This is a genomic window from Acrocarpospora macrocephala, assembly GCF_009687865.1.
Classification (GTDB): domain Bacteria; phylum Actinomycetota; class Actinomycetes; order Streptosporangiales; family Streptosporangiaceae; genus Acrocarpospora; species Acrocarpospora macrocephala.
Genome location: NZ_BLAE01000017.1, coordinates 95,648 through 109,842 on the forward strand (window position 1 = coordinate 95,648; position 14,195 = coordinate 109,842).

At 68.3% G+C, this 14,195-nt stretch carries 15 protein-coding genes and 1 pseudogene; 11 read left to right on the plus strand and 5 right to left on the minus strand.

All coding sequences use genetic code 11. The features are described 5' to 3' along the window. Positions 1–4 precede the first annotated feature (4 nt). Positions 5–1,174, minus strand: a complete 1,170-nt coding sequence (locus tag Amac_RS16660) for an ABC transporter substrate-binding protein (protein ID WP_155355297.1) — start codon at positions 1,172–1,174, stop codon at positions 5–7. Positions 1,175–1,411: 237 nt separating this feature from the next. On the opposite strand from Amac_RS16660, the gene Amac_RS16665 reads away from it, so the two are divergent. From Amac_RS16665 to Amac_RS16690, 6 genes are all read left to right on the plus strand, one after another. Next, positions 1,412–2,107: a GntR family transcriptional regulator gene (locus tag Amac_RS16665; RefSeq protein ID WP_155355298.1), complete on the plus strand. Its 696-nt coding sequence runs from the start codon at positions 1,412–1,414 to the stop codon at positions 2,105–2,107. Then, positions 2,100–3,266 carry an MFS transporter gene (locus Amac_RS16670; RefSeq protein WP_155355299.1) on the plus strand — a complete coding sequence of 389 codons (1,167 nt, stop codon included), beginning with the start codon at positions 2,100–2,102 and terminating at the stop codon, positions 3,264–3,266. Before Amac_RS16665 ends, Amac_RS16670 begins: the two co-directional genes overlap by 8 nt. A 16-nt stretch (positions 3,267–3,282) precedes the next feature. After that, complete coding sequence (gene rraA, locus Amac_RS16675) at positions 3,283–3,756, plus strand: ribonuclease E activity regulator RraA (RefSeq protein ID WP_155355300.1); 474 nt, start codon at positions 3,283–3,285, stop codon at positions 3,754–3,756. Between the two features lie 213 nt (positions 3,757–3,969). Beyond that, a complete protein-coding gene (locus Amac_RS16680; protein WP_155355301.1) occupies positions 3,970–4,377 on the plus strand; it encodes a four-helix bundle copper-binding protein in 408 nt (135 codons plus the stop codon). Positions 4,378–4,473: 96 nt separating this feature from the next. Beyond that, complete coding sequence (gene ppk2, locus Amac_RS16685) at positions 4,474–5,262, plus strand: polyphosphate kinase 2 (RefSeq protein WP_155355302.1); 789 nt, start codon at positions 4,474–4,476, stop codon at positions 5,260–5,262. Between the two features lie 34 nt (positions 5,263–5,296). Beyond that, positions 5,297–7,141 (plus strand): S9 family peptidase, encoded by a 1,845-nt coding sequence (locus tag Amac_RS16690; RefSeq protein WP_155355303.1) that lies wholly within the window; start codon positions 5,297–5,299, stop codon positions 7,139–7,141. Between the two features lie 36 nt (positions 7,142–7,177). Here the strand turns inward: Amac_RS16690 and Amac_RS16695 are convergent, their stop codons facing one another. The 3 genes from Amac_RS16695 to Amac_RS16705 form a co-directional block, all read right to left on the minus strand. Beyond that, positions 7,178–8,236 (minus strand): endo-1,4-beta-xylanase, encoded by a 1,059-nt coding sequence (locus Amac_RS16695; protein WP_218041126.1) that lies wholly within the window; start codon positions 8,234–8,236, stop codon positions 7,178–7,180. Between the two features lie 856 nt (positions 8,237–9,092). Next, positions 9,093–9,713 (minus strand): NAD(P)-dependent oxidoreductase, encoded by a 621-nt coding sequence (locus tag Amac_RS16700; RefSeq protein WP_155355305.1) that lies wholly within the window; start codon positions 9,711–9,713, stop codon positions 9,093–9,095. Positions 9,714–9,800: 87 nt separating this feature from the next. Next, positions 9,801–10,304: a MarR family winged helix-turn-helix transcriptional regulator gene (locus tag Amac_RS16705; RefSeq protein ID WP_155355306.1), complete on the minus strand. Its 504-nt coding sequence runs from the start codon at positions 10,302–10,304 to the stop codon at positions 9,801–9,803. Between the two features lie 100 nt (positions 10,305–10,404). Between Amac_RS16705 and Amac_RS16710 the strand changes: the two genes are divergently transcribed. The 4 genes from Amac_RS16710 to Amac_RS16725 all read left to right on the plus strand — a co-directional run bounded on the left by Amac_RS16710 (position 10,405) and on the right by Amac_RS16725 (position 12,635). After that, positions 10,405–10,833 carry a PPOX class F420-dependent oxidoreductase gene (locus tag Amac_RS16710; protein ID WP_155355307.1) on the plus strand — a complete coding sequence of 143 codons (429 nt, stop codon included), beginning with the start codon at positions 10,405–10,407 and terminating at the stop codon, positions 10,831–10,833. Positions 10,834–10,986: 153 nt separating this feature from the next. Then, entirely contained in the window at positions 10,987–11,628 is a 642-nt protein-coding gene (locus Amac_RS16715) for an NADPH-dependent FMN reductase (protein ID WP_155355308.1), read from the plus strand. A gap of 102 nt (positions 11,629–11,730) precedes the next feature. After that, entirely contained in the window at positions 11,731–12,210 is a 480-nt protein-coding gene (locus tag Amac_RS16720) for a nitroreductase/quinone reductase family protein (RefSeq protein ID WP_155355309.1), read from the plus strand. Further along, on the plus strand, positions 12,207–12,635 hold the full coding sequence (locus Amac_RS16725; RefSeq protein WP_155355310.1) for a DUF6069 family protein: 429 nt from the start codon (positions 12,207–12,209) through the stop codon (positions 12,633–12,635). The genes Amac_RS16720 and Amac_RS16725 overlap by 4 nt, the downstream gene beginning before the upstream one ends. Here Amac_RS16725 and Amac_RS58375 read toward each other — a convergent pair. Further along, a pseudogene (locus Amac_RS58375) lies at positions 12,599–12,784 on the minus strand (IS256 family transposase); the annotation flags it as partial. The gene Amac_RS16725 and the pseudogene Amac_RS58375 overlap by 37 nt on opposite strands. Before the next feature lie 430 nt (positions 12,785–13,214). On the opposite strand from Amac_RS58375, the gene Amac_RS16730 reads away from it, so the two are divergent. Continuing rightward, positions 13,215–14,126, plus strand: a complete 912-nt coding sequence (locus Amac_RS16730; RefSeq protein ID WP_155355311.1) for an NmrA family NAD(P)-binding protein — start codon at positions 13,215–13,217, stop codon at positions 14,124–14,126. Positions 14,127–14,195: the final 69 nt, after the last annotated feature.

Consider the following 14,195-nt stretch of genomic DNA (forward strand, 5'->3'; position numbering starts at 1 on the left):
CTTTTCACCTGCCGAGCAGGCCGTTCCACTTCTCGACGAAGGTCTTCACCTGGTCGTCGGGAACCTTGGTGTAGTCGGCGACGATGACGTTGGCCTCGCCCACGGACGCCACCAGCTCCTGGTAGGTGTGCAGGCCGTCGCCCGTCGCGACGCCGTCGCGGTAGGAGGTCAGCCCGCCCTCGGCCACCGCCCGCTGCCCCTCCTGCGACAGGACGAAGTCCACGAAGAGCTTGGCCGTGGCGGCGTGGGGTGCCTTGGCCGCGATGCCGATGCCGCGCGGCAACACCACGGTTCCGTCGTCCAGGAAGGAGATCTGGAGCAGCCCGCCGCTCTTCTCGACCGCCGGATAGGCCGGTGCCGCGCTGACGAAGAAGCCGGCCACGTACTCGCCGGAGGTGATCTTCTCCAGCTGGGTGCCCGACGAGGTCTCCGGCCGGGCCAGCGGCAGGATCGACTGCAGGGAGGTCCAGGAGCCGGGCCGGGCTTCGGTGAACGCGTGCGAGACGGTGAAGCCGAAGGCGCCACCCACGTCCCGTGTGGTGATCTTGCTCTGGTACTTGGCGGGATCCTTGGCGAGGATCGCCGCCAGGCTCGCCAGCCCGGTCGGCTTCTCCGGCAGCAGCGAGGTGTTGTACGCGATCGACAGCGGGTCCATGGACATGGCGTAGACGTTCGGCAGCAGACTCCCGACCTCGGGAAGCTTGTCCTTCTCCGGCGAGGCGTACTCCAGCAGCGTCCCCGGCCGGGCGGCGAAGTCGGCCCAGGCCTGCGCGGCGTTGGAGACCAGCAGATCGGCGGGTGAGTTGCCGGTCGCCTGCTCGCTCAGGACCCGCTGGAACACCTCGTCGCTGTCCAGGTTGTTGGCCGCGATCTTCGTCACCCAGGGGTACTTCTGCTGGAAGTCGCGGAAGATCGGCTGCCAGTTCTCCTGGTCGGTGTTGGAGTAGATGGTGAGCGTGCCGCCCTCCTTCTTGGCGGCGGCGATGAGGTCGCCGTACGCGCTCGGGTAGTACGAGGGCACCTGCTCGGTGGCGATGGGATTGGCCGGCGCCTCGCCGGAAACGCCGCCGCCACATGCCGTGGCCAGGCCGAGGGCGAGAACAACGGCGCCGAGAACGCCGAAGGCGTTATGGGCTGGGCCATGGCTCCGTCGCCGCGAGATTGAAGCGGTCATGTGCTCCTCCTTGACCAAGCGAGGCTGGCCGCCTCCGCCTGTGATGGCGCTCACTCTGCTTCGTTATAACCTATGACGTCAATCCCTTGTTTCCAGAATGTAACGTGATTCCCCTTGTGGGAGGCGTAGTATCCGTTATCGCACCGGGGTTTGGACTCGGCCACCTCGTCACGAGGCGCTGGCATGCGCGAAGATGTCAGGTAGGTTATAACCGCGAGCGAGCAGAACAGGACGGCGATGAGCGACCCAGCGGCTGAGCTCTACTCCACCAAGGCGGACTTCGCCTACCTGCGCGTCAAAGAGCTGATCCTGTCCGGAGTGCTGCCGCCGGACTCCGTCATCGCGCAGGCGCGGCTCGCGCGCGAGATCGGCATCAGCACCACCCCGTTGCGCGAAGCCCTGCGCCGCTTGAAGACCGAAGGGCTGGTGGAACTCGACGCCCACCGCGACGCCCGGGTGGCTCCGCTGGCGGCCGAGGAGGCTCGCGATCTGCTGGAGCTGCGACGCTCCCTCGATCCGCTGGCCGTCGCGCTGGCCGCCGAGCGCAGAACCAAGGCCGACATCGCCGCCATCCGCGCGGCCGCGGCGGAGCTCAAGCCGCTTCCAGGCAACCCCGCCTACGAGGAACTCGTCGCCCACCGGCGATTCCACCGAGCGCTCTACCACGCCTCACACAACGATCTGCTCATCACCACGCTCGACAGCCTGTGGGACAAAGCCGACCGCTATCGCCGGCTGGCCCTGGAGGTGGAACGCGGCCAGGAGGAGCGCGACCGGAAGGCCGCCGAGCACGATGCCCTGCTGGACTGCGTGGTCGCCAGGGACGCCGAGGGCGCCGCCGCCGTCATGCGCGAGCACATCGACACCAGCCTGGGCGCGAAGGCCGCCTGGCGCCTGCGCAACCATCGCGGCGAAAGCACGGGCGATGCCTGAATCTTGGCATCGGCGCGGCACGACCGTCCTGCTGGCGCATGCCGTGATGACTCAGGTGATCACTTTCGTGCTGCGCCCGACCATGTCCTACCGCGCGATCGAGCTCGACGTCCCGGCGGCCTGGCTGGGCGTGCTGGGCGCCAGTTTCGCGGTCGCCCCGCTTCTGCTGGCCATTCCCGCCGGTCAGGCGGCTGACCGCTACGGTGAGCGCCGCATGGCGGTGAGCGGAGCGGTCCTGCTCACGGCTTCCGGCGTCGCCTTTCTCTGGTTCGGCCACGGCATCGCGGGACTGGTCCTCGCCTGCGTCCTGCTCGGCGCCGGACACCTGGGCTGCGTCATCGCCCAGCAGGCCATGGTGGCCAACACCACCGAACGCGGCGGTTACGACGCCGCCTTCGGGCGTTACACCTTCGCCGCCTCGATCGGCCAGGCCGCCGGTCCGGTCCTGATCTCCGCCTTCGGCGGCGGCCAGGCCATCCCGGACACCGGCGGAATCTTCCTGCTGGCCTGTTTCCTGGCGGCCGCCCTCGTCGCGCTGTCGGTGCTTCTTCCCGGCGGCTCCCGTACGAGCTCGCAGGCACTGGACGGCGAGGCGGGGCTGCGATCGCTCCTGCGGATGCCGGGCATCACGCGCGCCCTCGTGACCAGCTGCGTCGTGCTGGCCGCCGTGGACATCACGCTGGTCTACCTGCCCGCGCTGGGAGCCGAGCGCGGTCTCGCCTCGGGCACGGTGGGCCTGCTGCTGGCCGTGCGCGGCGTCGCGTCCATGGCCTCGCGTTTCTTCCTCGGCCGGCTCTCCCGGGCCGTCGGCCGGCGCAGGCTGCTGATTGCCAGCACCACCGCGGCGGCGCTGGCGATGGTGCTCGTCCCGCTGTCCTGGCCCCTGTGGATTCTGGCCGCCCTGCTCCTGGTCCTAGGCTTCGGTCTGGGCGTCGGCCAGCCGCTCACCATGTCCTGGCTCGCGGAATCCGCCCCGCCGGGGCTACGGGGGCGGGCCATGTCCCTGCGGCTCGTCGGCAACCGCACCGGACAGCTGCTCATCCCGGGCGCCGCCGGACTGGTGGCGACCGGACTCGGAGCGGCCGGCGTGCTCTGGGTGACGGCGCTCGGCCTCGGCTGGGCGGGCGTCTCCGCACGTCGGCTTCCAATAGACCCGTGACTTTCCGGAGGAACCCATGACGAGCATCGCGACCGCGGACCTTTACGATGAGCGCGGCGAGCAGCTCGACTCCTGCGACCTGCAGTTCCGCCAGTACGGCAGGCGCCGCGCCTTCCATGGCGTCATCACCACCGTCCGCTGCCACCAGGACAACGTCCTGCTCAAGGCCGCGCTGTCCGAGCCCGGTGCGGGACGGGTGCTGGTCGTGGACGGCGGCGGCTCCCTGCACACCGCGCTGATGGGCGACGTCATCGCGGGCCTGGCCGTCGGCAACGGCTGGTCCGGAGTGATCATCAACGGCGCCGTCCGCGACGTCGCCGCCCTGGGTGAGCTCGACCTGGGCATCAAGGCCCTCGGCTCCAACCCTCGCAAGAGCGCCAAGGAGGGAACCGGCGAACGCGATGTCCCCGTGACCTTCGGCGGGGTCACCTTCACCCCGGGAGCCGAGCTGTTCAGCGACGATGACGGCATCCTCGCCACGAGAAACTGAACTGCGACCCAGATGCCAGGCCACTGGACGCTGCTCCGGGCCGCGGCCCGTTGCACGTGCCGGATATGTCGGTTGATGGGATGACGCGTCTCGCCTCGGGCATCAGGGAGTAACGTCACGGCAATCGGGTGTCGAATATGTCCCTTTTATTCCATTGTGGTGGGGTATCGGGGCTAGCGTGGAGGGGCAACAGCGTCTCGACGAGGAGGAAACATGCCTCGGACTCGTGAACTGTTCGACACGGTGACCGCCAAGGCCGGGCTGGGCAGCGACGTTCTCGCCAACGCGGTGGACATCCTCCAGGAATGCGAGGAAGCGGTGACCGCCTGCGCGATGGGCATGCTCGGTGAACAGGACGCGCTCACCATGGCACCGGCGATCAGCCGGGACCTGGACTGCGCGGACGTCGCGGGGACGACACGTCGCGTCCTGACCCGTGGCAGCGGTCCTGACAACAGCCTGATCAGCGCGCAGTTCGACGCGTGCCTGCTGGCCTGCGAGCGCAGCAACGCCCTGTGCACCCGGCACGCCGCGCGCCACGCCCACTGCCAGATGTGCGCGGCGGCTACGCGCCACTGCGCCGATATGTGTCAGCGGGTTCTCGAAGCGCTGCACAGGTAGGCGCCCTCGGGCCTCCACAGACACCGCCCACTCATGTCGACATGGGGGATGAACACCCCTTCGCGGCCTATGATCCCTGGGAACGAGGGGTGGTGCATGGTGAAGGGCAAGCCGTACCAGAAGGAGCTCTTTCGTCTTCAGGGTGAGTTGGTCAAGCTTCAGGAGTGGGTGCGGGCCGAGGGGCAGCGGCTTGTTGTGATCTTCGAGGGGCGGGACGCGGCCGGCAAGGGGAGCACGATCAAGCGGGTGGCGGAGTATCTGAATCCTCGGGTGGCCAGGATCGTGGCGCTTCCGGTGCCGACTGAGCGGCAGCGTACGCAGTGGTATTTCCAGCGGTATGTCGAGCATCTGCCCGCGGCTGGGGAGATCGTGTTGTTCGACCGGAGTTGGTACAACCGGGCGGGTGTGGAGCAGGTGATGGGGTTCTGCACGCAGGAGGAGTACACCCGGTTCCTGCATCAGTGCCCGATCTTCGAGCGGCTGCTTGTGGAGGACGGCGTGCTGCTGCGGAAGTACTGGTTCTCGGTCAGCGACATCGAGCAGGAGAAGCGGTTCAGGGCGCGGCTGGAGGATCCGATGCGGAGCTGGAAGCTCTCGGCGATGGATCTGGAGTCGATCACCCGGTGGGAGGACTACTCGCGGGCCAAGGATCAGATGCTGGTTCACACCGACATTCCCGAGGTGCCGTGGTTTGAGGTGGAGAGCGAGGACAAGCGGGCCGCCAGGATCAACATGATCTCCCACCTGCTCTCGACCATCCCGTACGGCGAGGTGCGGCAGACTCCGCTCGAAATCCCCGAGCGCCCCCCGGCAACGGGCTACCGCCGCCCACCACGCACCCAGCGAAGCTATGTTCCCGACGTCGCCGCCACGCTGCGAGATTAAGCCCCACCTGGACTCCGGCGTATGATCGACAGTGATGAGTACTGCGCGGACGTACGGAAGCTGGCCATCACCGGTGACGGCCGAGCTGGTCGCGCATGGCCGGCGGGAGTACGGCTTCCCGCAGTTCCAGGATGGCCTCTGGTGGCAGGAACGCCGACCGGAGGAATCGGGCAGGACCGCCATCCTCCACGAAGCGGTCGAACCGCTTGCCGGAGTGGACGCCAGGACGCGCGTGCACGAGTACGGCGGGCGCTCCTATCTCGCACTGCCCGACGGCGGCTTCGTGTTCGTCAAAGAGGACGATCAGCGGATGTACCGGACGTCAGCGGATGGACAGGTGACCGTGCTCACGCCCGACGACGGAGCGCGGTACGCCGATTTCACGCTCTCCCCTGATGGCACGGAAGTCTGGTGTGTCCGCGAATCGGAGCACGCCGAGGGCGTCACCCGGGCCGTGGTGGCGGTGCCCCTGGCCGGGGGCGAGGTCAGGGTGCTGGTCGCGGGCGCGGACTTCTACGCCTGCCCCACCGCCTCACCGGACGGCCGCCGGCTCGTCGTCCTGTCGTGGAACCACCCTCAGATGCCGTGGGACGGCACCTGTCTCCAGCTCGTCCAGGACGGCACGACCGTGACCCTCCTGGGCGGCCCCGGCGAGTCGGTGCTGGCCCCGGTCTGGAAGGACGACTCCAGCCTGTACGTGATCTCCGACCGGTCCGGCTGGTGGAACCTCTACGAACTCGCGGTCGACGGCTCCGCGCTCCGCCCGCTCTGCCCGATCGACGAGGAGTTCGCCCAGCCGCTCTGGGAGCTGGGCGGCAGGCCGTACGGGATCCTCGAAGACGGTCGGCTCGCGGTCCTGCACGGCCGTGGCGACCAGCGGCTCGCCGTCCTGGATCCCGAGGACGGCACCCTCCAGGACCTGGATCTGCCCTACACCACCTGGCATCCGGCGCTCGCCGTCTCCGGCTCCCTGATTGCTGGGACGGCTGCGGCCCCCGACCTCCCGTGGTCGCTGGTCACCGTCGATGTCGCCGGGGGATGGACGCCGGTCGCGACGCCGGTGGCCGACCTGCCCGACCCGATCCACCTGCCGCGGCCCAGCGAGCTGGTGGCCCGCGGCCGCTCGGGCCGGTCGGTGTCGGCGTACGTCTATCCGCCCTCCGACACCAGCGCGGGCCCTGCGCCCTATGTCGTCTTCGTCCACGGCGGCCCGACCGGCCATGTGGGCACCGACCTCGACCTCGGCAAGGCGTTCTTCACCAGCCGGGGCATCGGCGTGGCCGACGTCAACTACGCGGGCTCGAGCGGCTACGGCCGGGCACACCGGGAGCGGCTGCGTGGCCAGTGGGGCGTGGCCGACGTCGAGGACGTGGTGGCCATCGCCGAAGAACTGGCCCGCGCCGGGCTGGCCGACCCCGCCAGGATCGCGGTCCGGGGCGGCAGCGCGGGCGGGTGGACGGTGCTGGCCGCCATCACCGCCACCCGGGTCTTCTCCGCCGCGACGTCCTACTACGGCCTGTCCACGGTGGAGGGTTTCAGCGAGGAGAGCCACGACTTCGAGTCGCGGTACGTCTCCGAGCTGATCGGCCCCGTCGACCCGAGCACCAGGGAACCACTCGCCCGCGCCCACCTGACGAGTTGCCCCGTGCTACTCCTGCAGGGCTTGGACGACCCCGTCGTCCCGCCCAGCCAGTCGACCAGATTCGCCGACGCGCTCAAGCGCGCCGGGATGCCGTACGCCTACCTGGAGTTTCCCGGCGAGTCGCACGGGTTCCGCAAGCAGGAGACCATCATCCGCTGCCTGGAAGCGGAGCTCTCCTTCTACGGCCAGTGCTTCGGCTTCACCCCGCCGGGCATTCCGCCGCTTGACCTCGCGTAGCACCCGGGCCGCGGACCCGCGGCCCGGGTGGTTACGTCACCGGCCGCGGAGCGCGGCTCGGATGGCGTAGTAGGCCGGTTTGGGCAAGAGGTTCTCGTCGTACGGATGGGCGGCGCCCTCGCCGGGGAAGAAGGCGGGGATCCACGAGTACTTGTCGGTGTAGTCCCAGATGGTGATCCCGACGCAGCGGCGGACCGCCAGGCAGGCCTTGGTCACGTTGCCGTACCACTCGGCCTGGGTGGCGAGTTTGGCGTCGTCGGCCGGGAGGATCATGCGGATGTCCAGTTCGGTGATCGCCACGTCGAGGCCGAGGTCGGCGAAGCGCTGGAGGTTGTCGCGCAGGCTGGTGGGGTAGCCGAACTGCAGGGCGAGGTGCCCCTGGACGCCTACGCCGTGGACCGGAACGCCCTGGGCCTTGAGCGATTTGACCAGGTTGTAGTAGGCGTCACTCTTGGGGCCGATGGCCTCGATGTTGTAGTCGTTGAGGTAGAGCTTGGCTTGCGGGTCGGCCTGGTGCGCCCACCGCAGCGCGTCGGCGATGTAGCCGGGGCCGAGCGTGTTGTAGAACAGGGTCTCGCGGTAGGTCCCGTCCTCGTTGAACGCCTCGTTGACGACGTCCCATGCGGGGATCTTGCCCCGGTAGTGGCGTACCACCTGGGTGATGTGGTTCTTCAGGATCGCGCGCAGTTCGCCGGCGGTCCAGGTGCCGCTGGTCAGCCACTCGGGCAGCTGGTTGTGCCAGATCAGGGTGTGGCCGCGGAAGAACTGGCGGTGGGCGCGGGCGAAGTTCAGGATCTGGTCGCTGAGGGTGTAGTCGAACACGCCGCGCTGCGGTTCCGTGGCGTACCACTTCAGCGCGTTGCCCGCCGTGTTGGAGTTGAACTCCTTGCCGAGGATCTTGAGATAGGCGGCGTCGGCGAACTGGGGGTTGTCGGTGGCGGAGCCCAGGTACTTGTGCCTGGCCGCGGCGAGGTCGCCCAGCGTGTCGCGGTGGCCCCCGGCCGAGGCCGGCGCGGCCGTCAGGGTGGTGATCAGCCCGGCCGCGGCAAGGACGGCGATGAGGGCATGCAGTTTCCTGCGGAATGAGTAGTGCACGGGATCGGTCCTCCTCGGGGCCGCCGGAACATGGCGGACAATCAGCCGATGAACCCAATGAATCCGAAATATTTCGGAGTATTTCCGTAATATTTCGGAGACGTGCCAGACGAACATAAGCGCGCCACCGGATCCGGTCAAGGCCCACTGATGACCGGGCAGGCGGCGATGCTCCGCGTGGCTCGCGCCGGTGCCTCCGTAGTGCCATGCGCTGGGCTGTCCCAGGCCGTCAACGTGTCCTGCTGCCCGCTGCCGCCGTCCCTACGGGCCGGGGGGATCAACAACGCGGTCGCCCGGGGGCTGGGGTACGCCACGGTCGTCGAGCCCGACGCAAAAGCGGCGAGCCTGCCGGTGCGCACCATCTTCGTCAAGACCGACGGCACGCTCGCGGCCCGTCCGCACCCAGGCCGCGATCGTGATGCCGGAGCTCGGCTTCTACGAGTGGTCCGGCTCCACGCTCGAGTACCACCGCCATCCATACGGGGAGGCTGTCGTCGGCCGGATCTAGGTGCCCGGGAAGCCCGACCACCTTTCGTGAAGTGATTTCGGCGGGATCCTGCCCGGCGGGCCCGGACGCCGAGCTGGGGGTGGAGGACGGCATGCGACCGGGCTACTTCACGGAAGGGCCATTTCCTGAAGAGAGGCGACACCGCCAACACCCCAGGAAAGACCATCACTCATAGCTGCCTTAGTTACCCATAGCTCCTTTGGGGCTCATCGTTCGGACCGAGCGGAGGTTCCAGGAGAGGTGCCTGCGCTGGCAGGGCGACATGGCCGGTCGAGTCAGACAGCCTGGTGCTACCGGCCTGGACCCCCACTCCCCGGCGACCGGATGAGCCACCTGCGTCTTCGGACGTCAGTAGGCGAGGGTGGGTGTGGCCTTCAGCCAGCGGTTGTTGTCCAGCTCGTCGAGCAGGAAGGCGGCCAGGTCGGCGCGGGCCAGGCGCGAGCCGCCGCGCGGGTTGTGGCCGTCTTCGATCCGGTAGTGGCCGCGGGCGGGTGTGTCGACGAGGTAGGAGGCGCGTACCAGCGTCCAGTCCAGGGTGCTGGCGCGGACGATCTGTTCCATGGCGTACATGTCGCGATAGAGGTCTTTGAAGAACAGCGGAATGGCCAGGCGGTACCACAGCGGCAGGCCGGGGTCCTTCGGGTGGACGCCGCCGGAGGAGACGCAGATGAAGCGGGGGACGCCTTGGGCCTGCAAGGCGTTCACGATGGCGTGGGTGCCGCGGGAGTGGAGGTCGCCGTGGGCGCGCACCGGGCGGCTGATGACGGAGATGGCCGCGTCGTGGTCGGCGGCGATGGCATGCAGGGCGTGTTCGTCGCGTACGTCGGCGGGTTGGAGGGTGAGCCGGTCATGGGGTTCGAGTCGGTCCAGGCTGCGGGCGACGGCGGTGACTTTGTGGCCGCGGTGCAGGGCTTGTTCGACGAGAAGCCGGCCGGTGCCGCCGCTGGCGCCGAAGATGACGATGCGCATGATTCCTCCGGTTGGCCGCGCTTGTGATGGGTGAAGAAGAGGGAAAGATCTTGTCGAGCCCCTTTGGGCTGCGGGTGAGTCCTGGTGTCAGCACTCGCCTCGGAGGGACGCCGCCCTGCACTCGGTGATGATCTCGGCCATCGCGCTGCGGAAGTGCTCGCGGCTGTCGGGGGTGAGCGGCGAGATGAGGCGGCTGAGTTCCGTGGTGACCTCGGCGTGGAAGGCGACCGCCGCCTGGTGGCCGGCGTCGGTCAGCGTCACCTGCGTCGCGCGCCGGTCGCCTGGCACGGGTGTGCGCTCGGCGAGGCCGCGCCGCTCGGCCCGGTCGGTGAGGCCGGTGAGTGCGGCCTTCTCCACGCCGAAGTAGCGGGCCAGTTCGGCCATGCCCCTGGGGCCGTCGAGCAGGATGCACAGGAGCTTGGCCTGGACGGGAGTCAGATCGTGGCGTTCGGAGACGCGCGCGTACATGCTCTGCACGAGGCTGGTGAGCTGGACCAGCCCGGCGGCGACGTCCATCTGAGTGTCGTCCGTCGTGGGCTCCTGGCCTGCCGCGGCCCCCGTGGCCGCGATCGCTTGCCCCGTTTTGGTCACGACACTATGGTACACGGTGAATATGGTTAATGACGCGTACAGTATGCTTCATTAATGATTGTGGCCGTGTGTCGCTCATGGCGTGAGGAGGAGGCCCGAGGTGTCGTTCAGCGAAGAAGAGATCGCCTATCTGCGGTCCCAGCGGCTGGCCCGCATCGCCACCGTCTCGGCCGATGGCCAGCCGGACGTGGTGCCGGTGGGGTTCGAGTTCGACGGGACGTACGTGTACGTGGGCGGCAGAGATCCGGTCAAGACCCGGAAGTTCCGTAATGTGCAGGCCGGGAACACCAAGGTCGCGCTCGTCGTCGATGACCTGGTGTCCGCCGATCCGTGGACGCCGCGCTACCTGCGCATCTACGGCGAGGCCGAACTGGTCGAACGCCAGGGTCAGTTCGGGCCGGCCGCCTACATGCGGATCACTCCGGACGTGTCGTGGAGCTTCAACCTGGAAGGGCTGCCGTTCAGCCACGACCACGAAATCGATGTGCGGCGCACCGCCCATCAGGCCGCGGCCGGGCCCGGCGCATAGCCGAGGAGCACCGCAGCACGTGGGCACCCGCAAAGCCGGTGACCACGCCGAAGCCGGGGGCGGTTACCGAAGGCGGAGCGCCGAACAGGCCTGCGGAGAGGGTCGTCATCGGTCGCCGCTCAAACCGCCACATTCGTCAAGGAATACGGAGCAATGTCGAAACTGCTGATGATCGTCGGGAGTACACGCCCCGCACGGGCGGCGGATCTCGTGGTGCCCTGGCTCACCTCGCGGGCCCGTGCGCACGACGGCTTCGAGGTTGAGCTCGCTGATCTGCGGGACTGGCCGCTGCCGATCTTCGGTGAGCACAGAGGGACGGTCGGCGACCTCGACGATCCGACCTACTCCGAGCCGATCGTGCGGGCCTGGAACGAGAAGGTGAAGCAGTCCGACGCCTTCATCGTCGTCACCCCGGAGTACAACCACAGCATTCCCGGGGGCCTGAAGAATGCCATCGACAGCGTGTGGCTGTCGTTCGGCTTCCGCAACAAGCCCGTCGCGGTCCTCGGCTACAGCAACGGCATCGGGGCGGGGATCCGCGCCATCGAGCATCTGGCGCAGGTGTTCGTCGAGGCCGAAGCCGTTCCCCTGCGCAACACCGTCGTCCTGCCCTTCGTGAACACGGCATTCGGCGAGGAGGGCGAGCCGGTCGATCCCGCGACGGACATCAGCCTGCAGGTCATGCTCGACGACCTGGCCTGGTGGTCTGCGGCACTGGACAAGGCCCGCGCCGCAGGCGAGCTGCCCCCCGGCTCGCTGCGGGCCCGGGCCGCGCTGGCCGCCGCCCGGACATGACCCGCACCAGCGGGCGGTGCGCACCGCCCGCGCGCTGACTGACAGCAACGGCAACCACGCCACCGACCGACGAGGCATCCACCACCACCAGGGAGAGGTCACATGAGCTTCGACACACCTGCGGGGACCCGCGGCAGCCGCCAGCCTGCCGGATGGGCGTTTCGATGGTTGAACAAGGTGATGACCAGGAGGATCCGCCGCACGGGCGGCCGCACGCCCATGGGCTTCAACGCCCTGGTCCTGACGAGCGTCGGCCGCAAGAGCGGACTGCAGCGAACGACGCCGGTCGGCTACTTCCCCGGTAGGGACGGAAGCTGGCTGATCGTGGCGTCGGCGGCCGGAGCGGCGGGCAACCCGGCGTGGTACTACAACCTCGCCGCCCATCCCGACCAGGTTCGGGTCGAGGTCGAGGGCCGCACGGTGGCGGTGATCGCCGAGCAACTCCATGGGGTGGAGCGCGAACAGGCATGGGAGCAGATCATCGCCGCTGCGCCCCGTTTCGCTCAGTACCAGCACAAGACCGACCGGGAACTGCCGATCATCCGGCTGATGCCCCGATCCAGCGAGGAGTCGATCGCATGAATAAAGCCCATGTAGCTCCGACCGAGCCCACTGTCCCGGGGGCGGTGGAGCCCCGCCGGCTCCTCATCGCCGCCACCGCGGCGGTCGTCGTCGATCTCCTGGTGTTCTGGATCGGCTCCGCCGCCGGCGCATCCTTAAAGATCGAGGCGCCGTACGAGCTCAACGCCCTAGTCGTGGCGCTCGCGACAGCGGTGCCGATGCTCGCGGCCGGCGCCGTCGTCTGGCTTGTGGCGCGACGGCTCCCGGGCGTCCGCCGCTGGGCCGCTTGGGTCGGACTCGCCTTCGCACTCGTCTCCGCGCTGATGCCCTTCGTCGTCTCCGCCGACGTCGCCACGGGGGTCACGCTCGCCCTGATGCATGGCGTGGCCGGGACCGCGTGGGTCGTCGCTCTCCTGCGCCACCGGCCAAGAGCACTGACCCGCTGATCCGACACCGCGCCGTAGCCGGTGCCGCACAACTGCTCGACCTCGGCATCCATCATCCGCTGAGTGAACTCTCGGATCATCGTCCGCAGCAGGTCCGGGCTCGCCGCCGCGAGGGTGTCTTCCAAGTACTCCCCAGTAGTGAGCACAATGTCGTTGACGGTCACTTCATCCCATTCATGTCGATATGAGCGAGTCGAAGGATTACGGAGTGGCCGTCTTTTATCACATGGTTCTCTCCCGCACCACAGCATGGGCTAGATCACCCGTACACCATCTCCCTGGACGTTGAACGGTTGTTGAAGGAGTTTGAAGGCATCTGGGCCCTCCTTCGGTCGTCCCCACCGCGTCTCTAAGAAACGATGGTTTTCTGAAGGCAAGGGGTGAGGGCGACCGCTGCGGTTCCTAAGTTACTCACAGCTACTTTGCCCCTCGCCGCAGCTTCGGGTGCCGAGCACTGGGCCGGTGGACCCGGCGGCCTGCCCCGACGGACGAGAACGGCAACCCGCTGCCGCTGTCAGCAATCCAGCACCAGGACGAGGTACAGGGCGAAGTGCCCCGCGCCTCAGAAGGAGAACCAACATGACCACCCAGACGCAGAACACTACGAACGCGCCGACGGTGCTTCTGATCGGAGCCACGGGTTCGCTCGGCGAGCTGATCGCCCGCGAACTTCTCCAGCGCGGGGCGCAGCTGCGCCTCCTTGTCCGGCCGAAGAGCCGCGGCAAGCTCGCGGAAGACGTGGCGCGCGCCGCTGAGGTCCTCGATGACGCCGAGGGTGCTTTTGAGGGCGTGGGCACGGTGGTCTCCGCCGTGCAGGGTTCGCCGTCGACCATCGTCGATGCGCAGCTGGAATGGCTGCGAGCCGCCCGCGAGGCCGGTGTGCGCCGTTTCATCCCCTCCGACTACAGCATGAACTTCTTCGGCCTCGACCAGGGGGACAACATCCCCTCGGATCACCGCCGCGAATTCGCACGCCGCGCCGAGGATGAGCGCGGTGACGTGGAGATCGTCCATGTGCTCAACGGTGCGTTCCTCGACCGGAAGGTGCTGTTCGGATTCCTCGGAGCCATCGACCTGGACAAGGACGAGGCCTACCTGTGGGGCGACGGTGACCAGAAGATGGGCATGACCACCTACGCCGACACTGCCGCCTACATCGCCGAGGCGGCCCTGGATGAGCGTCCGGTGCCGGAGCACCTGTTCGTCGCGGCTGAGGAGCCGACCTTCCATGAGCTGGTGGCCGAGACCGAGGCCGGCCTCGGCCGCAAGCTGACGGTCAAGACGATGGGCTCGCTGTCCGACCTGGACGACGAGATCGCTCGGCGCCAGCAGGAGAACGAGGACATGTACTCCTACATTCCGCTCATGTACTGGCGCGCCATGCTCAGCGGCAAGGGCAAGCTCGGCGAGCTGTCGAACTCTCGGTACCCCTCGGTCCAGCCCATCGGCGTACGGGAGTACGCCCAGCTGATGGCGGCCGGTCAGGCCTGATCCCCCAGGCGTTCTCCTCCCACAGCCGTGCCCGGGCACAGGTGTGCTCTGCTTTCCCGCACCGGGAGA